Origin of the sequence: Chitinibacter sp. ZOR0017 (assembly GCF_000799095.1) — a bacterium.
GTDB classification, from domain to species: Bacteria; Pseudomonadota; Gammaproteobacteria; order Burkholderiales; family Chitinibacteraceae; genus Chitinibacter; species Chitinibacter tainanensis.
In genome coordinates, this window is sequence record NZ_JTLG01000022.1 from 1 (window position 1) to 20572 (window position 20572).

The 20572-nt window shown below is 56.1% G+C and carries 23 protein-coding genes and 1 other RNA gene; 16 read left to right on the forward strand and 8 right to left on the reverse strand.

Annotation, left to right across the window (positions count from 1 at the left end):
* The 3 genes from L991_RS17485 to pncB all read left to right on the forward strand — a co-directional run.
* On the forward strand, positions 1–2127 hold a 2127-nt coding region (locus L991_RS17485; protein WP_197053848.1), incomplete at its 5' end, for a lamin tail domain-containing protein.
* A 140-nt stretch (positions 2128–2267) separates the two neighbouring features.
* Entirely contained in the window at positions 2268–3071 is an 804-nt protein-coding gene (locus L991_RS08710) for a hypothetical protein (protein WP_047394296.1), read from the forward strand.
* A 37-nt stretch (positions 3072–3108) separates the two neighbouring features.
* Entirely contained in the window at positions 3109–4308 is a 1200-nt protein-coding gene (gene pncB, locus L991_RS08715) for a nicotinate phosphoribosyltransferase (protein WP_047394300.1), read from the forward strand.
* 6 nt (positions 4309–4314) lie between these two features.
* On the opposite strand, the gene L991_RS08720 is transcribed toward pncB, so the two are convergent.
* The 3 genes from L991_RS08720 to L991_RS08730 are packed head-to-tail and all read right to left on the reverse strand — an operon-like array spanning position 4315 to position 9561.
* Positions 4315–5457, reverse strand: a complete 1143-nt coding sequence (locus L991_RS08720) for an HD-GYP domain-containing protein (RefSeq protein WP_047394309.1) — start codon at positions 5455–5457, stop codon at positions 4315–4317.
* Positions 5454–8435 carry an ATP-binding protein gene (locus tag L991_RS08725; RefSeq protein WP_047394312.1) on the reverse strand — a complete coding sequence of 994 codons (2982 nt, stop codon included), beginning with the start codon at positions 8433–8435 and terminating at the stop codon, positions 5454–5456. The genes L991_RS08720 and L991_RS08725 overlap by 4 nt, the downstream gene beginning before the upstream one ends.
* Positions 8422–9561: an FIST signal transduction protein gene (locus L991_RS08730; protein WP_047394317.1), complete on the reverse strand. Its 1140-nt coding sequence runs from the start codon at positions 9559–9561 to the stop codon at positions 8422–8424. The genes L991_RS08725 and L991_RS08730 overlap by 14 nt, the downstream gene beginning before the upstream one ends.
* 181 nt (positions 9562–9742) lie before the next feature.
* On the opposite strand from L991_RS08730, the gene L991_RS08735 reads away from it, so the two are divergent.
* A complete protein-coding gene (locus L991_RS08735) occupies positions 9743–10312 on the forward strand; it encodes an MliC family protein (protein WP_052190760.1) in 570 nt (189 codons plus the stop codon).
* Positions 10313–10429: 117 nt separating this feature from the next.
* Here the strand turns inward: L991_RS08735 and L991_RS08740 are convergent, their stop codons facing one another.
* From L991_RS08740 to L991_RS08750, 3 genes are all read right to left on the reverse strand, one after another.
* Entirely contained in the window at positions 10430–10927 is a 498-nt protein-coding gene (locus L991_RS08740) for a DUF1993 family protein (protein ID WP_034619840.1), read from the reverse strand.
* Positions 10928–10990: 63 nt separating this feature from the next.
* Positions 10991–11569 carry a chloramphenicol phosphotransferase CPT family protein gene (locus tag L991_RS08745; RefSeq protein ID WP_047394320.1) on the reverse strand — a complete coding sequence of 193 codons (579 nt, stop codon included), beginning with the start codon at positions 11567–11569 and terminating at the stop codon, positions 10991–10993.
* Between the two features lie 77 nt (positions 11570–11646).
* On the reverse strand, positions 11647–12513 hold the full coding sequence (locus L991_RS08750) for a hydroxymethylpyrimidine/phosphomethylpyrimidine kinase (protein ID WP_231550520.1): 867 nt from the start codon (positions 12511–12513) through the stop codon (positions 11647–11649).
* A 160-nt stretch (positions 12514–12673) separates the two neighbouring features.
* Between L991_RS08750 and L991_RS08755 the strand changes: the two genes are divergently transcribed.
* The 6 genes from L991_RS08755 (at position 12674) to hemL (ending at position 16532) form a co-directional block, all read left to right on the forward strand.
* Positions 12674–12838, forward strand: coding sequence for a rubredoxin (locus L991_RS08755; RefSeq protein ID WP_028450661.1), 165 nt, complete (start codon positions 12674–12676; stop codon positions 12836–12838).
* A gap of 8 nt (positions 12839–12846) precedes the next feature.
* Positions 12847–13713 carry a M48 family metallopeptidase gene (locus tag L991_RS08760; RefSeq protein ID WP_047394323.1) on the forward strand — a complete coding sequence of 289 codons (867 nt, stop codon included), beginning with the start codon at positions 12847–12849 and terminating at the stop codon, positions 13711–13713.
* Positions 13714–13808: 95 nt separating this feature from the next.
* A complete protein-coding gene (hemJ, locus tag L991_RS08765) occupies positions 13809–14231 on the forward strand; it encodes a protoporphyrinogen oxidase HemJ (RefSeq protein WP_028450663.1) in 423 nt (140 codons plus the stop codon).
* A 40-nt stretch (positions 14232–14271) separates the two neighbouring features.
* Entirely contained in the window at positions 14272–14658 is a 387-nt protein-coding gene (locus L991_RS08770; RefSeq protein ID WP_028450664.1) for a DVU_2496 family lipoprotein, read from the forward strand.
* Entirely contained in the window at positions 14658–15119 is a 462-nt protein-coding gene (locus L991_RS08775) for a CYTH domain-containing protein (protein ID WP_047394325.1), read from the forward strand. Before L991_RS08770 ends, L991_RS08775 begins: the two co-directional genes overlap by 1 nt.
* Before the next feature lie 126 nt (positions 15120–15245).
* Positions 15246–16532, forward strand: a complete 1287-nt coding sequence (gene hemL, locus L991_RS08780) for a glutamate-1-semialdehyde 2,1-aminomutase (RefSeq protein WP_047394327.1) — start codon at positions 15246–15248, stop codon at positions 16530–16532.
* Between the two features lie 190 nt (positions 16533–16722).
* On the opposite strand, the gene L991_RS08785 is transcribed toward hemL, so the two are convergent.
* Positions 16723–17208, reverse strand: a complete 486-nt coding sequence (locus L991_RS08785) for a TlpA disulfide reductase family protein (RefSeq protein WP_197053850.1) — start codon at positions 17206–17208, stop codon at positions 16723–16725.
* A gap of 368 nt (positions 17209–17576) precedes the next feature.
* On the opposite strand from L991_RS08785, the gene ylqF reads away from it, so the two are divergent.
* The 6 genes from ylqF to L991_RS08810 all read left to right on the forward strand — a co-directional run bounded on the left by ylqF (position 17577) and on the right by L991_RS08810 (position 20307).
* Complete coding sequence (ylqF, locus tag L991_RS08790; RefSeq protein WP_052190762.1) at positions 17577–18482, forward strand: ribosome biogenesis GTPase YlqF; 906 nt, start codon at positions 17577–17579, stop codon at positions 18480–18482.
* An 83-nt stretch (positions 18483–18565) separates the two neighbouring features.
* Positions 18566–18766, forward strand: coding sequence for a hypothetical protein (locus tag L991_RS08795; RefSeq protein ID WP_028450668.1), 201 nt, complete (start codon positions 18566–18568; stop codon positions 18764–18766).
* On the forward strand, positions 18763–19074 hold the full coding sequence (locus tag L991_RS08800; RefSeq protein WP_028450669.1) for a cell division protein ZapA: 312 nt from the start codon (positions 18763–18765) through the stop codon (positions 19072–19074). Before L991_RS08795 ends, L991_RS08800 begins: the two co-directional genes overlap by 4 nt.
* A gap of 26 nt (positions 19075–19100) precedes the next feature.
* Positions 19101–19303: non-coding RNA, 6S RNA (gene ssrS / locus L991_RS16955), on the forward strand.
* An 8-nt stretch (positions 19304–19311) separates the two neighbouring features.
* On the forward strand, positions 19312–19911 hold the full coding sequence (locus L991_RS08805) for a 5-formyltetrahydrofolate cyclo-ligase (protein WP_047394332.1): 600 nt from the start codon (positions 19312–19314) through the stop codon (positions 19909–19911).
* Positions 19912–20031: 120 nt separating this feature from the next.
* Complete coding sequence (locus tag L991_RS08810; RefSeq protein WP_081986604.1) at positions 20032–20307, forward strand: HPr family phosphocarrier protein; 276 nt, start codon at positions 20032–20034, stop codon at positions 20305–20307.
* A gap of 7 nt (positions 20308–20314) precedes the next feature.
* Here L991_RS08810 and L991_RS08815 read toward each other — a convergent pair whose 3' ends face one another.
* Positions 20315–20515, reverse strand: coding sequence for a hypothetical protein (locus tag L991_RS08815; protein ID WP_028450672.1), 201 nt, complete (start codon positions 20513–20515; stop codon positions 20315–20317).
* Positions 20516–20572: the final 57 nt, after the last annotated feature.

The following is a 20572-nucleotide window of genomic DNA, read 5'->3' on the forward strand; positions in this document are numbered from 1 at the left end:
CCAACGCCAACGCCAACGCCAACGCCAACGCCAACGCCAACGCCAACGCCAACGCCAACGCCAACGCCAACGCCAAGCAGCGTACCGCCGGCCAGCAATGACTGCCAGCCGGCCTGGAATAGCAGCAGCGCCTATTTTGCAGGCAGCAAAGTCAGCGACCAGGGCGTGAATTACCAGGCTAAATGGTGGTCGCAGGGCAATAAGCCGAGCAGCAATAATGGCGATGGCCAGCCTTGGACTAAACTGGGCACCTGCGGCAATAGCAGCCCAAGCCCAGCGCCAACCGCAAGCGTGACGCCAACTGCGACACCGACGCCGGCTCCAACGGCAACCCCAACAGTCACCCCGACGACCACGCCATCAAGCAGCCCGACCCCGAGCAGCACGCCCGTGGTGACGGCGAGCCCAAGCCCAACACCGAATAGCGGTACCCCGAATGATCTGCTGATCAGCGAAGTGGCCAGCGATCCGTACAGCAGCGGTAGCTGGCTGGAAATCTACAACCCAACCAACCGCGACATCACCCTGAACGACATCAGCCTGCGCACGATGAGCAAACCGGGTGGCTGGGTGAAAACCTGGCCGCTCAGTGGCGTCTTGGCAGCGAAATCGCATATGGTGATCGTGGGCAACAACGATAACTTCACGCCCAAGAAAACCAGCCAGTCGCAATACATCGGCACTTATCAGGATTTCCCGGTGTGGAGTAATAGCGATGGCGCACTGGAATTAGTGCGTAATAACGAAACCGTCGATTTTGTGCGCTTTGGCAGCAATACGCTGGCGCCACTCACTGCTGGCCAATGGCAAGGTGGCAATGCCCCGGCCATCAATAGTACTGGGGGGTATACGCTGGTACGCTATTACACTCAAACCACTGACAGCAATACCTCTGCAGATTGGCGCCTAGTGCCGTTTGGTACTCCGGGTGGCCGTAATGATGTCGATAGCAATGCCAGCGACGATGATCATGATGGCATCCCCAGCAGCGCCAAACGCCCGGGCGGCACTTATGCCGGCCTGGATTTGTATGCGATGGGCGCGCGCGCTGGCCGGCCGACCATTTTGCTGCATATCGACTGGATGACCCCGGGCACCGATGAAGGCATTAAACCACGCAAAGAAGCCCTGCAAATGGTGCAGGCAGCCTTTGCCCGCCGCGGGATAGATCTGCTGATGGATGTGGGCCAGCTGTATAGCGTGGGCTTTAATCCGGCCGATTTTAATCTGGGCAATGGTAAGGAAGTGCCGTTTGCCCGCTGCGTCACGCTGTATCGCAATAATGATTGCGCCGATGTGATGGCCTACAAGAACGACAGCATGGATGTGCGCCGCCGGCTGATTTTCCATTACCTGCTGATGGGCAGCACCCAAAACACCAATGGTTACGGTGGCTCATCGGGCTTGGCCGAAGTTGGCGGTAATGATCTACTGGTGACTTTAGGCTATTGGGGCCTGACCAGCAGCAGCGCGCAAAATCTGTACCGGCTGATCAATTATCAGGCGGGTACCATCATGCACGAGCTGGGCCACAATCTGGGCCTGACCCACGGCGGGAATGAAGACCTGAACAACAAGCCCAACTACCTCAGCGTGATGAATTACGCCTTCCAGCTGGATGGGGTGCCGAGTGATCCAAGCGGCAACAGCACCAGCGAACGCGTGTATTTCCGCCTGAATAATCAGGGCAAAGCCACGCCGGGCAAAGCGCCCTATAGCTACAATGTGTGCGATCTGGTCGATGGCCCTTGCGGTAACCGCTTTGTGATCGATTATTCCGACGGCAGCAGCAAGCCGCTGAATGAAACCGCGCTGGACGAAGCCCAGATGATCGGCCGGGGCAGTACCGGGGGCGCATTTGCCGACTGGAATGCCAATTTCAGCCGCGACACCGCCACGGTTAGTTTTGATAGCAATGGCGACGGCACTCTGCAAACAGCGTTGAATGACTATGACGACTGGGGCCATATCCAGCTGGCGTTTGGCAATGTTGGTTATGGTTTATTCCGCAGCGCCAACAGTGCCAGCACCAGCACGCCAGCGCCGGTGGCCGAGCGTCAGCTGATCGATCAGCAGCTGCCTGTGGCGCAAGAAAGCCCACCACCAGCCTACCTGCTGCCGCGTTAAGCGGGTAGCAACACGGTGTAGTCATCCCACAACCGCATGGCTTAGCCCATGCGGTTTTTCTTTGCCGGTGGGAAAGACCGCAGTTGTTGCGGCTGGCGAAGCTGCGCATAATCAGTGCACCTTGTGGCGCAGGAGCGCATATGGCAGCCCCCCGAATTCACCTGCTGATCATCGATCCCCAGCACGACTTTTGCGATCTGCCGGGCGCCAGCCTGCCTGTCGCCGGCGCCAGTGCCGATCTGGAGCGCCTCAGAACCCTGATCAGCCAGCGCGGCGCCGATCTGGCCGCGATCCATGTCACGCTGGATAGCCATCAGGTCATCGACATCGCCCATCCCGGCTGGTGGCAAGATGCGGCCGGCCAAGCGCCCGCCCCATTTACCGTGATTAGCAGTGCCGAGGTGGCCGAGGGCCGCTGGCGGGCGCGTGATCCCGCCCGACAAGCGCACAGCAGCGCCTATGTGCAAGCGCTGGAACAGCGTCAGCGCTATCAGCTGGTCATCTGGCCCGAGCATTGCTTGCTGGGCAGCTGGGGGCACAGTGTGTATCAACCCTTGCAAACCACGCTGCAAGACTGGGCCCGCCACTATCAGCAGCCCGTGCATTACCAACTCAAAGGCCTGAACCCCGGCACCGAGCATTATTCGGCGCTACAGGCCGAAGTGCCCGATCCGCGCGACCCGCATACTCAGGCGCCCAGCGCCTGGCTGGCCCAGCTCAGCTGCGCCGATGAAATCTGGATCGCCGGTGAGGCGCTGTCGCATTGCGTGGCCAGCACCGTGCGCGATCTGGTGGCCCTATGCGGCCCGGCCATCGCCACCAAACTGGTACTGCTACGCGATTGCACCAGCCCCGTTACCGGCTTTGCCGCGCTGGGTGATGAATTCATCACCACGCTCACCCAGCAGGGTATGCGTCTAAAATCAAGCATTGATCTGATCTAAACTAGCATACCCAGCTAGGTATATTTGAAGGAATGGCATGCCGCCTGTGATTGAATCGCTACTCGATACCGATCTGTATAAATTCACCATGATGCAGGAGATCTTGCATCATCAGCCCCAAGCGCAGGCCGAATACGCCTTTAAATGCCGCAATCAGCCCACCTTGCCCCTGGCGGCGTGTCAGGCCGAGATCGAGGCGCAGCTGGATCACCTATGCACACTGCGCTTTCAGGAAGACGAGCTGGCCTACCTGAGCGGGCTGCGATTTATCAAATCGGATTTTGTCGATTTTCTGCGGCTCTTTCAGTTACAGCGCCGCTTTATCACGGTGAGCGCCACGGCCAGCGGCGAGCTGGAGATCCGCGTAGCAGGCCCGATGTTGCACTGTATGTTGTTCGAGATTTATGTGCTGGCGATTGTGAATGAAGTGTATTTCCGCCAGTTTCCTGCCGCACCAGCGCTAGCGCTTGGGCGAGAAAAACTCGCCGCCAAAATCAGCGCCCTGCAGACCTTTAGCGCCGCACCGGCCTTGCAGCATCCGTTTGTGTTTTTCGATTTTGGCACCCGGCGGCGCTTTTCGCGCCAATGGCATCGCGAAGTGGTGCAAACCCTGGCCAGCCAAGCCGGCAGCGCCTTTCGCGGGACCAGCAATGTACTGCTCGCCAAAGAATTCGGCCTGACCCCAATCGGCACCATGGCGCACGAATACCTGCAGGCCTTCCAGAGCTTTGGCTCGCGGCTACGCGATTTCCAGAAAAATGCGCTAGAGCATTGGGTGCGCGAATACCGCGGCGATCTGGGTATTGCGCTCACCGATGTGGTGGGCACTGATGCGTTTTTGCGCGATTTTGATCTGTATTTCTGCAAGCTCTTTGATGGTGTGCGCCATGATTCGGGCGATCCATTTGTCTGGGGCGAGAAAATCCTCGCCCACTACCAGCAGATGAAGATCAACACGCATACCAAACAGCTGGTATTTAGCGATGGCCTGAATCTGGCCAAAGCCTTTGCGCTGTATGCGCATTTTGCTGGCCGCGCCAAAGTGGGCTTTGGCATTGGCACCGATTTATCCAATGATTGCGGCCATGAACCACTGCAGATTGTGATGAAGCTGGTGTTTTGTAATGGCCAACCCGTCGCCAAAGTGAGCGACACCCCCGGCAAGGGCATGTGTGAGGATGTAAATTTCCTGAACTATCTGCGCGATGTATTTGCGATCGACCCACAGGCCCGCTAAACCCCGCTAGCGCACACCCGCCAGCGCAATATCGGCAAGCGGTGGGTCTTCCGGATCGCAATATTGCTCGGCAATGGCCTGAAACTCGGTCGCCACCCGCAAAAAGCCATCGACCAGATCCGGGTCGAAATGGGTGCCACGGCCGTCGTGGATGATCTTCACCGCCATCTCGTGGCTAAACGGCGGCTTATACACGCGGCGGCTGATCAGGGCATCATACACATCGGCCAGCGCCATCAGCCGGGCCGAAAGCGGAATCGCTTCGCCCGCTAGCCCTTGTGGATAACCGGTGCCATCCCATTTTTCCTGATGCCCATAGGCAATTTCACGCGCATAGCGCAGAAAATCACTCTCTTCGCCAACAATGCGTTCTACTTCCAGAATAATGTCGCGCCCCAGGGTCGGGTGGCGCTGCATCACGGCGAATTCTTCCACGGTCAGGCGGCCGGGTTTATGCAAGATGGCATCCGGAATCCCCACCTTGCCGATATCGTGCAGCGGTGCCGATTTGGCCATCCATTCAATCTGCCGCGGCCCCAGCTCGGCAGCAAAGCGCGGGTGGCCTGCCACCTGCTGCGCCAGCAAGCGCACATACTCTTGCGTGCGCTTAAGGTGCATACCGGTTTCTTCATCGCGTAGCTCGGCCATCACCCCCATCGCCATGATGGTGGCATCCTGCATTTTCACGAGCTCTTGAGTGCGCTGCTGCACCCGCTCTTCCAGCAGCTGATTATGCATTTTTAATGCCCGTCGCATGGCCTGTAGCTCAAGCTGGCTACGCACCCGTGCTTCCACAATCGCCGGGCTTAAAGGCTTGTGAATATAATCCACCGCCCCGGCCGCCAGGCCATTAATCTCATCGGCTTCCTGTGTTTTACCGGTTAGAAAAATCACCGGTATCTCGGCCGTCAGCGCCATTTGTTTCAGCTGGCGGCAAACGCTGAGGCCATCGATTTCCGGCATCATCACATCGAGCAGGATCAGGTCGGGCAGTGGCTGCTGTTGCGCCAATTGCAGGGCTAACTGGCCACCATTGGCAATGCGCAGCCGGTAATCATGCTTGAGCATGCCATGCAGCAAGGCCAGATTGGCCGGGGTATCGTCGACCAGCAATAACAGTGGGCGGCTCTCTGGCGCCGGGGTGCTCATACATTTTCTCCGGCAAACTGGGCATTCAGTAGCGCCAGCTGCTGGCTGGCGGCGGGTAAATCAAAATCGCCAAATGCACGCTCCAGCCGCTGGCAACTGGCGGGATCAAGCCAGCGCGGCAACACCGCCTGCAGCTGGCGAAATTGATCAATCGCTTCGCCATCACAGGCTTCGGTTAAGAGCTGCAACTGCGCAAACTGAGCGGCAAAATCCACCGGCAAATCGGTCACTGGCCCGGGCGCTGGGGCCGCGGCCGGATACGCCGCCCGCACCGCTTGCAAGATGGTGGCAAGCTCGGTGGCCAAAGGCTCTGACCATTCGCCCGGGTTGCCCGGTTGTGCCCGCAGCTGTTTTTCCATTTTGGCTGCTACATCGGCCAGCGCCGTCATTCCCAAGGTGCCGGCCACTCCTTTCAGCGAATGACTTAGGCGCTCGGCCGCCACCGGATCACTGCGCAGCAGGACGCAAAACTGGCTGTAGGCATCCTGATAATCATCGAGAAATTGCCGAAACAGGCTGTCGAATAAATCCGGGTCGCCCATCACCCGAGTGAGCACCCCCTGGGTATCAACTCCGGCGATATGCGGAACAATGCTGCTATCGTAATACTGGGCATGGGTATCTAGGTCTTCAACGGCGTTGATCTTGTCGCCCGCCCAGCGGGCAATGGTGCTAAACAGCACATCGGGCTGAATTGGCTTGGTCAGGTAATCATTCATGCCGGCATCCAGACAGCGCTGGCGTTCATCCGACATGGCGTGCGCCGTCATGGCAATGACCGGGATTTGCTGCAAGCGGGGTTCGGTGCGCAAGAGGCGGGTGGTGTCGTGGCCATCCAGTACCGGCATTTGCAGATCCATCAAAATCAAATCACAAGGCAGCGGCGTAATCGACAACCAGCCCAGTGCTTCGCCGCCATGTTGGGCCACAATCACACTGGCGCCCACCCCGCGTAATAACTCGGAAGCCACCTGCTGATTGAGTGGATTATCTTCCACCAACAGCACCCGCACCCCAGACAGATATTGCCCCCGCGTGGCCACGGTTTGCGGCGTGGGTAGGGCGCTGGTGCTGCTTTTTTCCAGCATGAGGGTGAAATGGAACAAGCTGCCACGTTGCTCAGGGCTGCTTTCGACCCAGATATCGCCGCCCATCAGCTCGACCAGCCGTTTACAGATCGACAATCCTAGCCCGGTACCACCGTATTGCCGCGTAGTGGAACTATCAGCCTGCACAAAGGGCTTAAACAGCCGCGCAATCTGCTCGGGCCGCAAGCCAATCCCACTGTCTTGCACCTGCACATGCAGCCGCACCTGGCTGCCGATTTCGGCCACCCGCTCGATCCGTACGGTCACACCGCCGTGGCGGGTAAATTTGATCGCATTGCTAACCAAATTGCCCAGAATCTGCCCGATGCGCAGCGCATCGCCTTCCAGCACCGCCGGGCAATCGGGAGCCAACACCACTTGCAGCTGCAAACCTTTTTCTTCGGCCCGCACCTGATACAGCGAAATCACTTGCTCGGCCAGTGCGCTAAGCCGGAAAGGGCTGCTTTCGATATGCAGCTTATTAGCTTCGATTTTGGAAAAATCGAGAATGTCATTGAGGATATGCAGCAGCGATTCGGCAGCCACGCTGGTTTTTTGCAGATAATCGCGCTGCTGGGCATTGAGCTCGGTTTTCAGCGTGAGGTGGGTCATGCCCAGAATGGCATTCATCGGCGTGCGGATTTCATGGCTCATATTGGCCAGAAAATCACTTTTGAGCCGATTGGCCTGATCGGCCGCTTCTTTGGCCGCCAGCAGCTGGGCTTCGGCGTTTTTGCGCAGATCAATGTCTTCGAACACCACCACAAAATGCTGGCCACCGTGTAACTGATCGCTAATCGGCGAAATCGACACCGACATCCACACGGTATGGCCATCTTGATGCTGATACAGCAAATCATGATGCCATTGCGCCTGTGGGCCGCCGTTATCCCACAGCGCGGTAAAGCTCAACCGATCGGTGGGCAGCGCCACAAATTGTGCGAGCGGCTGGCCGGCAATCTCGGCCAGCGGGTAGCCCAAGAGCGATTCAAATTTTGGATTCACATAATCCAGACAGCCTTTGGCATCGGTCAGCGCCATCGGGCTGGGGCTGGCTTCGATGGCGGCAGAAAGCTGCGAAAGGCGTTCGCTGGCTTTTTTTTGCGCGGTCACATCAAAAATAATACCGTCCAGATATTGCACCACACCCTGCGCATCGCGCACCACCTGACCTTGCTCAAACACCCAGCGGCGCTGGCCATCACCATTGCGCAAACGATATTCGATGCTATAGCGGCCATCCCCGGCCTGCGCCTCGGCGATGGCGGCTTCGACCAGCAGTAAATCGGTAGGCTCGATCAGCGAACCATAACTGATCACCGGCTCATCACCCAGAAACACCTCGGGGGTATAGCCGGTGAGGTCTTGTACTTGCTGGTTGATGAACAGCATACCCCAGGGGTAATTTAATTCGCAGCGAAACACCACCCCGGGTACATTGGCCACCAGCGTACTGAATTGCGCCTCCTGATGGCGCATCCGCGCCTCGGCCTGCAGCTTATCCTGCACCAGCTCATGCATCAGATCACTGAGTAACTCAAGATTAGTCTGGCTGCGCTCCAGCAAGGGCCGCTGCAGCCCTTCGAGCAAGACATTGGCGGTATCCCACAGCGAATCAATCACCCGCTGGCGGGCGGCCGCTTCCAGGCGTAATTCATTATTAGCCTGGGTAAGCTCGGCCGAGCTTAATTCCAGACTGCGCGCGCGCAGCGCCAGATCGCGCTCATCTTGCGCATAGGCCTCGCTGATGTGCTGCAGCAAAGTGGGTAATTTGGCCAGCAGTGGGTCGTGGCTCTGTGCCAACTCAGCCAGCGCCGAATCCACCGCCGCCGCATCGCTCCAGCCCAGCTGGCGCTTGAGCTGGCGCAGCAGTAATTTATGCCAGGTCATCGGCCAGCACCGATAAGGTCATGGTTTGATTATGCAATTTACAGGTCAGCACTTCGCCCAGCGGGCTGATCTCGCCATAGGAATAAAACCCGCTCAGCACCGCTTGCGAGCCCAGCACTTCGCCCACGGCTTCGACCTCTTCATCCACCCGGCCACCCAGCACCAGCTTGCGCCCCACGCAGCTGACCAAAATAGCCAGCACCGGCTCATCCCCCAAGCGCTGCAAAGCCACGCCAGCGGCCTGCTCGGCGCCTTCGATCAAGGCATCGTGGCTGGCATGCATCAGCCGCAAATAACCATCCGGCACCAGATCGCCAGCCAGAATCAGCGAGCCAGCAGCTTCATCCACTCCCAAAATCGTGCGCACCAAGCCGCTTTGGCTGTGATCCGGCCCGAGTTTTTCCAGCGGAAACAGCAAACCCGAGGCCGGTAATTGCTCGGCGTATTCACCCAGATAGCGCTTGTACATACTCAGTGCGGGTTCGCCATCAAGCTCATACAAAATATTGCCGGCGCAGCGGGTGACTTTGCGCGCCGGGCCAAAAGGCTGCCAGCCACCAAATGAGCCATGCCCAAGCCGGATTCCAGCCGGAATGGCCATCGCCACCACTTGTTGAGCACTACAGCCATGCTGGCTGAGCACGCTGGTGCTGGCAAACGCGCCATTATCGCCCGCCAGCCCACCAATAATCGGCACCGGCTGTGGCAGCGCTTCGGCCACCCCTTGCACCAAGGCGCTGCCATTCACTTGCACCCCGGGGCTCAGCACCAGCACGCCGGCCAATGCTACGCCGGCCAATTGCTGCCCCAGCCGCAGGCCGGCCGCATGGCTATCTTCCATATCGGCCAACTGCGTGGTGGCCAATTGGGGTCGGCCCGCCGCCCACTGCACCGCGGTAATCACGAGGCTATGCTCATGCACCCCAGCCTGATTGATTTCACCCGCGGTCGAACACCCCACCAATGTGGCCTCGGCACAGCCCGCCTGCAGGGCAGCCAGGCAATACGGATCGGCAATCAGCTCGGGGCTGCCCAAAATCAGTACCCAATCGGGCGCAAAGGTGATCGTTTGCAGCGCAGCGGGGAGTTGGGCGAAGTCGGTGACAGTCAGTTGTTTAATCTGCATTGGGTGCATCCTGCCTAGAAGCCTGTTTGCAGTGTAGACAAGGCTGGCGCTTTCTACCGTGTAGATCGCGGCTGATCTCGCACACGATACGCCACCGGGCTGGTAGTAATCACGCCGCGTAGGCCTGCGGCGGGGCGGCAAAATCTGCTAGATTGCCCACCAGTCAACACAGGAGTTCGCGATGTCACGCGTGGTGGTTTTCCTTGCCGGCTGTTTGGCCAGCACCAGCTTATGGGCGGCCCAGCCCAGTTTTTCTTGCAGCCAGACGCAACAGGCGATGGAAAAACTGATCTGCCAAGATGCCGAATTAGCCCAGCTCGATACTGAATTAGCGCAGGCCTATCTGATCGCCCGCCAGAAACTCAGCCCGCAAGCGGCCAAAGCCTTGCCCGCGGCTCAGCGTCGTTGGCTGCAAACTCGCAATCGTTGTGCGCAGGCAAGCGAACCGAAAGCCTGTGCCACTCGCCTATATCAGCGCCGTATTACCGAACTAAAACTGCACAGCCAGCAGCTGCCCGAGCCGGCCACCGTGACTTATGATTGCGGCCAAGCGCCAACCATTTACGCGCGTTTTTACAATGATCTGGATAGCGCGGTGGCGCTAGAGCGAGAGCAGGAAAAAGTACTGCTGTGGAGCCAGCCCGCCGCCAGCGGGGCGCGCTATGGCAATGCCTCGATCGAATTTTGGGAACATCATGGCGAGGCGTTGGTGAATTGGCATCGGCAAAGCTTTACCTGCAAACCGCGCTAGGGGTATCGGGTTGTAGCTAATATTTTGCATGGCCTACATAGGCATACCAAGGCCGGTATATCGACTGCCGATGCAAAAAAGCCGCTCGTGATCGAGCAGCTTTTGCTTGTTTGACACTTAAACCGGGCCGAGGAAATCGGCCTTGCCCACATTCACGCCATTGCTGCGCAACAAAGCGTAGGCCGTGGTGAGGTGGAAATACAGATTCGGCGCCACAAATTGCTGTACATACACCGGGGCACTCATCGGGTTGGGCAAAAAGGAAAGCTGAATGGTTTTTTCCGCCGCTGCCGCGAACGCGCTTTCTGGCACGCTGGCGATAAACTCACGCGTGGCGGCAATGCGCTGCTTGAGCTCGGCAAAGGTTTTTTCCTGATCTTCATGCTTGGGCGCAGTGGTACCCGAGAGGCGCGCTACCGCAAATTTGGTGGTGTCACAGACAATCTGGATTTGCTTCACAAAGGGCAGCATATCGGGCGCCAGACGCAAGCCCAGCATGGTTTCGTCACTCACTTGCTTGAGTGCAGCATATTCCACCGCTTTATCCAGCAAATGATCCAGCTGCTGCAACGCACGTTCATACACGGGTACGGTGATCTGATAGTAACTAAACATCCAAGCCTCCCAGCCAATCAAGCCACCCGCACAATGCGGGCGTACTGCCAACAGCATTGTGGCTTAAACGCCCAGATTCAAGTTTTCTAGCGTATTGATTGCGCCATGCCACATACCCCCAGCTTGTATTGCCTGCAGAATTATTTCAGCTGCTGCCTGCGGGCTAATACCCGTGGTATCAATCGTGAGGTCATAATGCATCTGCTGATGCACGCGCGGATATTCCCACGCCGCCTGGCCCACCGCCCGATCGCCGCGCGCGGTTTCGCGCCGTACCAGCTCATCCAGCGCACAATCCACGCCCACCAACAGCACCGGATAACCGGCCAGCTCAGTCAAGAGCTCGGCTTTTTCATCGCTGTCGCACCAGGCATTGTCCAGCAACAAACGGCAGCCTGCTTGCAAGAGGCCCGGTAGCGCATAGTGATAAGCGCGCACCAGCTGGGCAAAATCATAACCGCTACGGGTAATCACCAGGCCGCTTTGTAGTGCGGCCAGATCGCTCTTCGGCAAGCCATCGAGCAGGCTATCAATGCTGAAATTCAGGTATTGCACCGGCAATAGCTCTTGCAGCGCGCGGGCCAGCGCCGTTTTACCGCTGCTGCTACAGCCATTTAAAACAATCACTTGTGGGTAATTCATTGTCGCTACTCAAGCAAAACCCGCCAGCGGCGGGTTAGGGAAGACAAAGGCAATGGAAATCGTGCTGAGGAACCCAATTACTGCAGGCTTTTAGGGGCCTGCTCATCAAATTCAATCACCGTGGTGGGGTTTTCCTCAGCCGGCGGACGCGCCCAGAACAGGCGATCCGGAATCAAAAACCCCATCCCGGGGCGGAAGGCCTGGCTGAGCGCCTGAAAGGTGTATTCCTGCGCTTCCTGCACCGCCACCAGCATTTCAGCACCATTGGCCATCGCACCGGCAATCGCCGACGCCAGCGTCGCGCCTGCGCCATGAAAACTGCCAGGCAAACGCTCGCGGCTATCCGAATGCACGCGCCCCAGTCGGCTGAACAGGGTATTGATCACTTTGGCGGTTTTTTCGTGCGAACCCGTGATCAGCACATATTCGCCACCGTATTGCAGCATACGCTGGGCCGCGGCATCCAGCGGCAGATCTTCTTGCTCTTCCGGGTCTTCCGAGCCGAGCTTGCGTGCATCATCGCTATTGCACACGACCAAATAAGTGTGCGGCAGCATCAGCTCGCGCATCGCGCTGGCCAAGTCTTCCGGCGCCAGCTCTTCGCCGCGACCCATACTGAATACCGGCTCTAAAATCAGCGGAATATCCGGGTAATCGGAGGCAATTTCGGCGATCACCGCCAAATTTTCGATACTGCCCACCATGCCCACTTTGATGGCATCGATTTTGATGTCTTCGAGGATAAAGCGGGCTTGTTCATCCACCAGCTCGCTATCCACGGCCTGAAACGATTGCACGCCGGCAGTATCTTGGACAGTCATGGCGGTAATGACCGGCAAACTGTGGCAGCCCAGCGAAGCCAGCGCGAGCAAATCGGCCATCAGGCCAGCGCCTCCGGAAGGATCATTGGCAGCAAAGACCAGCACGGTCGGTGGGGTAGGCATCATAAGCGCTCAAAAAGCCAGCAAAAAGAGTTTAAAATCGAACGACACTGCGCCAGATTGGCCAGCAATAAAGTGGCCTGTTGCCCCGGTTAGAAGGCTTGAAAAAGCAGCCGGCAGCAGGAATCTGGAATTCTAAACTACTTAAGCCCGGTTGACGCTGATGAAAAAATATATGTGCCTGATTTGTGCCTTTATCTACGACGAGGCCGCTGGCCGTCCGGAAGACAATATTGCTCCGGGCACCAAATGGGAAGACGTGCCGATGAACTGGACCTGTCCGGATTGCGGCGCACGTAAAGATGATTTCGAGATGGTGGAAATTTGAGGTTCCCCATGCGTAAAACCGTCGTCGCCCTGCTCACCGCGGCCTTATTGGCCGGCTGCCAGCAGGTCAACACCACCCAAGGCGGCGCTGTGGGCGCCACACGTACGCAAAAAATGAGCACATTGCTCTCTAGCGAGCAGGTCGATCAAATGGCAGCCGCCGCGTATAGCGAAACCCTGGGCAAAGCGCGGCAAAAAGGCGTGTTGCTGCCCGCCAGTGACCCCACTGTGCAGCGGGTGAAAGCCATTGCCAACCGGCTGATTCCGCAAACCGCGGTATTTCGCCCCGATGCGCCGCAATGGCGCTGGGAAGTGAATGTCGAACGCAATCCGCAGCTCAATGCCTATTGCATGGCTGGTGGCAAAATCATGTTTTTCACCGGCATTATCGAGCGTTTGCAGCTCAGCGATGATGAAATCGCCCAGATCATGGGCCATGAAATCAGCCATGCGCTGCGCGAGCACAGCCGCGAGCGGATGAGCGAGGAATACAACAAACAGCTCGGCCTGCGCGGAATTTCGATTGCGGCCTCTTTGCTCGGTGGCGGTAAATACGATGACGTAACCAATGCGGCTTTAGGCATTGGCAGCCAGGCTTATGATGTAGCGCTGGCTTTGCCCAATAGCCGCACACATGAATCCGAAGCCGATATGATGGGGCTAGAACTCGCCGCCCGTGCCGGTTACAACCCGCAAGCAGCAGTCACCCTCTGGCAAAAGATGGCGGCGGCTAGCCGGGGCGCTCCGCCCGAGTTCCTCTCTACCCACCCATCGAGCCAAACGCGAATCGCCGAGCTGCAAGCCAAAATCCCCGCAGTGCAGGGCCTTTACGAAGCGGCGCGGCGCAATGCCCCCGCCAAAAAAAACAAAGGCTGATCTAGCCCAAGGCAGAACCTCAACACGGTCAATACAGTCCCAGCACTGATTGACCGTTTTTTCTTTGTTTGCTGTGCCTATTCAGGAGTCTTCCCATGTTGTGGGTTAAAGCCTTTCACCTTATTTTTGTGATCAGCTGGTTTGCCGGGCTGTTTTATCTGCCGCGCATTTTTGTGAATCACGCCATGGCCACCGAGCCAGCCGAAATCGAGCGGCTGAAGCTCATGGAGCGCAAGCTGTATCGGTTTATGACCCCGATTGCCGTGCTGGCACTGGGTTTAGGCATCTGGACTTGGGGCTACTACGGCTTTTACGCGGGCCCGGGCTGGTATTGGATGCACGCCAAACTCACGCTGGTGGCAGGTCTGATTGGCTACCACCTGTGGTGTGGCAAGATTTACCGTGATTTCGCCGCCGATAAAAACACCCGCAGCCATGTCTGGTATCGTGTGTTTAATGAAGTGCCGGTTCTGGTGTTGATTGCGGTGGTGATTCTGGTCATCGTGAAACCATTCTGAGCCACGCACACCCACTCTTGGTGACAACGGTAAAGTTCGAATGAAAACCTTATTGCTGGCGGCGAGTTTAGCCGCTGTACTGACCGGCTGTGGCGAGCCGGCCGCCCAATGCGGGGTGTATGCCATTGGCCCGAGCCAGATTAAACAGCTCTTGCAGGAAAACAAAGCCGATCCGGCGCCGGGCCGGCTGGAAAAATCGCAGCTACCGGCCGATTTTCCCGGTCATTTGCTGGATAAAGACGGCTATTACCGCGGCATGCAGGTGTATTGCAAAATCGATGAAGCCAAAGCGGCGCTCAGCGCACAAAGCAAAACCGACTGGCTGGTGTATGAGCTGAGCACCGATTGGCAAAATGGCGTTTACAAAGCCGACGATGACGCTTTCCACCTGAAGGCCACCACCCCGATCAAACAGGCGGTGCAGTAATGGCTGTTGAAATCGAACGCAAATTTTTGCTGGCCAACGCCGATTGGCGCGAGCAAGTACAGCAAAGTACCCGCATTGCGCAGGGCTACCTGAATGATGCGCCTGCCCGCACGGTCCGGGTCCGGGTAAAAGGCGAGGCCGCATTTTTAACCATCAAAGGCCAGACCGATGGCATTAGCCGGCTGGAATTTGAATACCCGATCCCGCTGGCCGATGCGCTGGAATTACTCAAGCTCTGCCCGAATGTGCTGGATAAAACCCGGCATCTGGTGAATCTGGACGGGCACACGTTCGAGATTGATGAATTTCATGGCCAGAATGCCGGCCTGATTGTGGCTGAGCTGGAATTGCCCAGTGCCGATGCCCGCTATCCGCAGCCGGCCTGGCTGGGAGCAGAAGTCTCGGGTGATCCGCGTTATTTCAATAGCGCTTTGTCCACTCATCCTTACTGTAACTGGTAAGACAGTGAGCTGGTAAAATTGCATTACCCTTCGGGTCGGCCACGCCGGCCCTTTATTTTATCCAGGGTATTTAGCTGAAAACCAATCAGATCAATGCTTATGGATAGATACCATATAGAGGTATTTATGAGTCGCAATGAAGCTTTATTTGCTGCTGCCCAGCAGCACATCCCCGGCGGGGTTAATTCACCAGTGCGGGCCTTTGGTTCGGTCGGCGGCACGCCGCGATTTTTCACTAAAGGCGAAGGCGCCTATGTGTGGGATGCCGATGGCAAAAAATACATCGATTATGTGGGCTCCTGGGGCCCGCTGATCCTGGGGCATGCGCATCCAGCAGTGATCGAAGCAGTGACGCGCACCGCGCAAAATGGCATGAGCTTTGGTGCGCCGACCGAGGGTGAAGTAGAAATCGCCGATTTGCTCTGCGACATGCTGCCGTCATTAGAGCAGGTGCGGCTGGTTTCCAGCGGCACCGAAGCCACCATGAGCGCCATCCGCCTCGCTCGTGGCTATACCGGCCGCGACAAACTGATCAAATTTGAAGGTTGTTATCACGGCCACGCCGATAGCTTGCTGGTAAAAGCCGGTTCCGGGCTGCTGACCTTTGGTAATCCGTCTTCAGCTGGTGTACCCGCCGCAGTTGCGGCCGACACCATTGTGCTGCCGTATAACGATGTGGCCGCATTGGAGGCAGTATTTGCCGAGCAGGGCAGCCAGATTGCTGCGCTGATCGTCGAACCGATCGCCGGCAATATGAATCTGGTGCAGCCAAGTAAAGAATTCGTCGCGGCAATGCGTAAACTGACGCACGAGCATGGTGCGGTGCTGATTTACGACGAAGTGATGACCGGTTTTCGCGTCGGTTTGCAGTGCGCGCAAGGTTTGCATGGCATTACGCCAGATCTGACGTGTTTGGGTAAAGTGGTGGGCGGTGGCCTGCCATTGGCGGCCTTCGGTGGCAAACGCGAAATCATGAGCAAACTGGCGCCACTGGGGCCGGTTTATCAGGCAGGTACGCTGTCAGGTAACCCATTGGCGGTTGCAGCGGGGCTAGCCACACTGCAGGCGCTGCGTGAACCGGGCTTTTTTGCCGCTTTAAGCGCCCGTACGCAGGCTTTGGCCACTGGCCTGACCCAGATTGGTCAGCAATGGCCTACCGAGCTGCAAATCAGCGCCCAGAGCGTCGGGGGGATGTTTGGTGTGTATTGCAGCCCAACTGTGCCACATAGCTATCAGGATGTGATGAACAGCAACCGTAGCCGTTTTAACGCCTTCTTCCACGCGATGTTGAACGAAGGGGTTTATCTCGCACCATCGGCATTTGAAGCTGGCTTTGTAAGCGCCGCCCACGACGACGATGATATTCAATACACGCTGTTTGCAGCGAACCGGGTCTTGCAGCAGATGGCTTAAGCCATTGCAGATCTAGCAAAAGCAAAAAGCCTCGCAATCGCGGGGCTTTTTTTATGCGCTGTAGTCTATGAGCCGTAACAACGGATAGGCGCTACAGCAACGCTCAATCAGAATGTAGTCGGCAAACAATCACTACAACCTTGTAGACCGGTTTTTAGCTAAACTTAAAAATTCTAAAACTATCAATAGTTTAGCTTTCGATAGCACGCTGGATTTCAGCGTAATCAGGTTCTCCAATATATTTCTTAATCAGCTTGCCATCACGACCAATTAAGAAGTTGGTAGGCGTGAGCTGAATACTACCAAACTGTTTAGCAATCTCGCCGTTGGCGTCGTAGACCACATTGAATGGCAATTGCGTGCGCTGATAGTAATTTTCTATGTACTGCAGATTGTCGTAACTCATTGCGACGGCAATGGTTTGTAGTCGGTCATGACCATACTTGAGCTGGATTTTTTTAAGCTCCGGCATTTCTTTCATACAGCCAGTACAGCTGGTGGCCCAGAAGTTAACCAGGACAACCTTTCCTTTGTAGTCATCTAATTTAAAACTTTTACCTTCCAATGTTTGCATTGCATGTTGGTTAGGTAAGGTTTGCTGGTTACCCAAGACAAAATAGCTGCCTAAAGCAATACAACTGGCAGCAATTGCAGCGAGTAAGAGCGGTTTTTTCATGACTTTCATCCTTCAAGCTGGCGCTATTCTAGGGCAAGTTGCTCTGTCGTGGGAGACTTTTCGTGGGTCTGCAGCTGGAGAGGTTTTCTTTTACATATATATTGAAAAGAAAGAAGTAATGATAAAAATAAGGGCAGACGCACCCTGTGGATAAGCTTTTTTCCACAATCAAATCAGTATTTTACGTTATCCACAAGGGAGTGGGCGCTTTCCGTATTCCCTGTGGATGGTTTGGTGGTCGAATTATCCCCAAACGCAAACCACGGATTATCCACATGTGGATGATTTGTTCTCCACATGCCAAGTGGCTGATTTGTTAAGTACTTTGTGAATAAGCGTATAATCGCGGTTTTTCTTGGGGAAGCACGATGGCGATACAATGGTTTCCGGGGCATATGCATGCCGCGCGCAAGAAAGTAGCCGAAACCATGGCCAAGGTGGATGTGGTGATCGAGATTGTCGATGCGCGCATGCCACTCTCTAGCAGCAACCCGATGATCGAGAAATTACGGCTGTTTCGGCAGCGACCAGCGCTGCGGGTGCTCAATAAGGCCGATCTTGCTGATCCGGCGCTGAATAAAGTCTGGATGAACTGGTTTAAATCTCAGCCGGGTACCGAGGCCTTGTTGCTGGGCGAAGATAATAAGCAGATTGCGCTCAAGCAGATTCCCGCTTTGTGTCTGAAGCTGGCACCCTACCGTACCGGTGTGGAAAAACCACTGCGTGCCCTGATTATGGGGATTCCGAATGTGGGCAAATCCACCTTGCTCAACACACTGGCGCAACGCAAAATCGCCAAAGTGGCGGATACGCCAGGGGTGACCAAATCACAGCAGCGCATCGAAACCCTGAACGGCGTTATTTTGTATGACACGCCGGGCTTGATGTGGCCGAAAATCGAGCACGAGCCTTCGGGTTTTCGTCTGGCCCTGGGCGGCTCGATTGGTCGAAATGCCTATGATGAAGTCGAAGTGTGCTGGTTTGCGCTCGAAGAAATGCGTCGTCGCTATCCGCAGGCCTTGATGGATCGCTACAAATTGCCAGATCTGGATGGGGATATCGAAACCTTGTTTGCGCGTATTGGTCGCAAACGCGGCGCGGTGATGAGTGGTGGCGTGATCGACGAGCAAAAAACCGCCGAATTAATCATCACTGATTACCGCACCAAGGCCTTGGGCCGGATGACGCTGGAAACACCGGATGATTTTATCGGGGTTGATCTGGGCGATGGCGAAGACGTTGCCGAGCCTGAAGCGGAGCCAGATGCCATTTAATGGGTTTGGCATTGTTTTGGTTTACCCTGCAAGGGCAGTTTGCCGTGGGCAGACTGCTGATTTCTGACTTTTGGAAGCACACTATGGAAGCTGAATTGCTCAATCTGGAAGACAAAGTGCAGCAATTGGCCGCGCTCTGCCGGCAGCTGCGCAATGAAAACCGCCAACTGCGACAAGATTTGCTGCAAACCCAGCAAGAAAATCAGCAATTGAATGGCAAACTGGCTGGCGCCAAAGACCGCTTGGCCAGCTTGCTAGCGAAATTGCCGGAGGAATTGGCATGAGCGATGACATCAAACAACTCGATATCTCCATCATGGGCCGCGAATTTCGGGTGGCCTGCCCGGTCAGCGAAGAAGAGACGCTGTTGCAGGCCGTGCAGCTGCTGGATAGCCGCATGCACGACATCCGCACCAATGGCAAAGTCATCGGTTTGGAAAAAATCGCCATCATGGCCGCGCTGAATATTACGCACGAGTTTTTGCAAACCAAGGCGCCGGGCGGAATTGACATTGGGGCCCATCAGCGTAGAATCGATCGCATGAATTCCACCATTGATGCGGTGTTGCAGGAACAGACTGAATTATTCTGACCTGCCCATCACAACAATGACCGCTTGCTTTCCTGCGGTGCTCGTAACGGTTCAGATTCTTTGAACCGATAAGCTGTATAGCAAGTTTGCCCGGTCTATTGAGGCCTGTTGTGCGCGTTCACCCTGCCTTGTGCAGCGCGTTTGAATGCACCTGATGGTTTCGACTGGGCGACAACCTTGAACCTCTGGGTTCAAGATGCGAACCGTTATCGGCATTCGCGGGAAGCCCCTTCTGTTATGTCCCAGTCTTCTACTCTGGATAAAGCCGCCGTCCGGCGGCACTTACGGCAAGCCCGTAAGGGTATTTCTCTCCAAGACCGACAAGCCGCTGCCTGGAAGGTAATACATACCCCAGGTATTCAGCGTATTTTGCGCCCTGGCCGCAAAATTGCGCTGTATATCCCCATGGGGAGTGAATTTCCGACCTGGCCATTGCTTTTGCTGGCACTACAGCGCCGCTGTAAGGTGTATCTGCCACATACGCCCGCGCGGGGGCGAGAGCTGGGTTTTGTACGATTGAATGAAGACAGCCAGTGGACTTTTGGCCCTTACCAGATTCCTGTGCCGGTACATCCCGAATGGTGTTCAGCCAAACAGCTCGATGCCGTATTTGTGCCCTTGCTGGGGTTTGATCGTCGCTTGGCGCGGATGGGGCAGGGCGGTGGTTTTTATGACTACACCTTTGCCTTTCGGCGCGTTCGCCGCCACTGGCGCAAACCTTTGCTGATTGGTTTAGCCTTTGCGTGTCAGGAATATCCGCAGATACCGCTCGAACCGTGGGATTTGCAGCTGGATTGCCTCATTAGTGAACGTGAATATTTGCGCCGCGCCAACTGAAAAAGTACAGTGCCATAATGGTTAATCCGCAGGTACAGTAAGTTGAAACTTAGCTATGATGTGTGCATCGCTGCGCACATGTAAGCGCACTAATGATTACTTTTCACTTTGAGGTTGATTATGGCTGCAATCGTCTCTAATCCCATCAGTATCGTGAATTCAACTGGCCTGCATGCTCGGCCAGCCGCGAATGTGGTGAATGTTGCCAAGCAGTATCAGTCGGACATCAAACTGGTGTTCAAATCGATTGAAGCCAATGCCAAATCCGTGGTTTCGGTGATGGGCCTGGATGTCAGCCTCGGCGATAAAATCCAGATCAAAGCCGACGGGCCCGATGCTCAGGCGGCTATCTCTGCACTCACCCAGGTCATTTCCTCGGGTTGTGGGGAAAAATAAAACCGCATCAAAGGGTAGCTTGCTGCCCTTTTTTGTTTCTGGGCCGCGTAATCCAAGCTGAGGAATTGTAATTTTTCGTAAATTCCCAGCCTTTGGGCGCTAAAAAACTGATTACACGCAATTTTTTCTGCTGCGCAATGGTTAAAATCCGGCCCATCTTATTTGTGTTGAATTCACGCGCGTCATTGAGCAGGGATTGTTGCGTCATCGATTCGCAATCCGCCAGTGGAATAAAAAATCACGCGTAGAACACCGCCACGAATTG

Excerpts from the sequence above, each read along its gene's own strand:
- L991_RS08720 (WP_047394309.1), bottom strand. The coding sequence starts at position 5,457 with ATGAGCACCCCGGCGCCAGAGAGCCGCCCACTGTTATTGCTGGTCGAC.
- L991_RS08730 (WP_047394317.1), bottom strand. The coding sequence starts at position 9,561 with ATGCAGATTAAACAACTGACTGTCACCGACTTCGCCCAACTCCCCGCT.
- L991_RS08785 (WP_197053850.1), bottom strand. The coding sequence starts at position 17,208 with ATGAAAAAACCGCTCTTACTCGCTGCAATTGCTGCCAGTTGTATTGCT.
- L991_RS08710 (WP_047394296.1), top strand. The coding sequence starts at position 2,268 with ATGGCAGCCCCCCGAATTCACCTGCTGATCATCGATCCCCAGCACGAC.
- L991_RS08815 (WP_028450672.1), bottom strand. The coding sequence starts at position 20,515 with ATGACGCAACAATCCCTGCTCAATGACGCGCGTGAATTCAACACAAAT.
- L991_RS08775 (WP_047394325.1), top strand. The coding sequence starts at position 14,658 with ATGGCTGTTGAAATCGAACGCAAATTTTTGCTGGCCAACGCCGATTGG.
- L991_RS08735 (WP_052190760.1), top strand. The coding sequence starts at position 9,743 with ATGTCACGCGTGGTGGTTTTCCTTGCCGGCTGTTTGGCCAGCACCAGC.
- L991_RS08805 (WP_047394332.1), top strand. The coding sequence starts at position 19,312 with ATGTCCCAGTCTTCTACTCTGGATAAAGCCGCCGTCCGGCGGCACTTA.
- L991_RS08725 (WP_047394312.1), bottom strand. The coding sequence starts at position 8,435 with ATGACCTGGCATAAATTACTGCTGCGCCAGCTCAAGCGCCAGCTGGGC.
- hemL (WP_047394327.1), top strand. The coding sequence starts at position 15,246 with ATGAGTCGCAATGAAGCTTTATTTGCTGCTGCCCAGCAGCACATCCCC.
- hemJ (WP_028450663.1), top strand. The coding sequence starts at position 13,809 with ATGTTGTGGGTTAAAGCCTTTCACCTTATTTTTGTGATCAGCTGGTTT.
- L991_RS08755 (WP_028450661.1), top strand. The coding sequence starts at position 12,674 with ATGAAAAAATATATGTGCCTGATTTGTGCCTTTATCTACGACGAGGCC.
- L991_RS08800 (WP_028450669.1), top strand. The coding sequence starts at position 18,763 with ATGAGCGATGACATCAAACAACTCGATATCTCCATCATGGGCCGCGAA.
- pncB (WP_047394300.1), top strand. The coding sequence starts at position 3,109 with ATGCCGCCTGTGATTGAATCGCTACTCGATACCGATCTGTATAAATTC.
- L991_RS08760 (WP_047394323.1), top strand. The coding sequence starts at position 12,847 with ATGCGTAAAACCGTCGTCGCCCTGCTCACCGCGGCCTTATTGGCCGGC.
- L991_RS08750 (WP_231550520.1), bottom strand. The coding sequence starts at position 12,513 with ATGCCTACCCCACCGACCGTGCTGGTCTTTGCTGCCAATGATCCTTCC.
- L991_RS08795 (WP_028450668.1), top strand. The coding sequence starts at position 18,566 with ATGGAAGCTGAATTGCTCAATCTGGAAGACAAAGTGCAGCAATTGGCC.
- L991_RS08810 (WP_081986604.1), top strand. The coding sequence starts at position 20,032 with ATGGCTGCAATCGTCTCTAATCCCATCAGTATCGTGAATTCAACTGGC.
- L991_RS08740 (WP_034619840.1), bottom strand. The coding sequence starts at position 10,927 with ATGTTTAGTTACTATCAGATCACCGTACCCGTGTATGAACGTGCGTTG.
- L991_RS08745 (WP_047394320.1), bottom strand. The coding sequence starts at position 11,569 with ATGAATTACCCACAAGTGATTGTTTTAAATGGCTGTAGCAGCAGCGGT.
- L991_RS08770 (WP_028450664.1), top strand. The coding sequence starts at position 14,272 with ATGAAAACCTTATTGCTGGCGGCGAGTTTAGCCGCTGTACTGACCGGC.
- ylqF (WP_052190762.1), top strand. The coding sequence starts at position 17,577 with ATGGCGATACAATGGTTTCCGGGGCATATGCATGCCGCGCGCAAGAAA.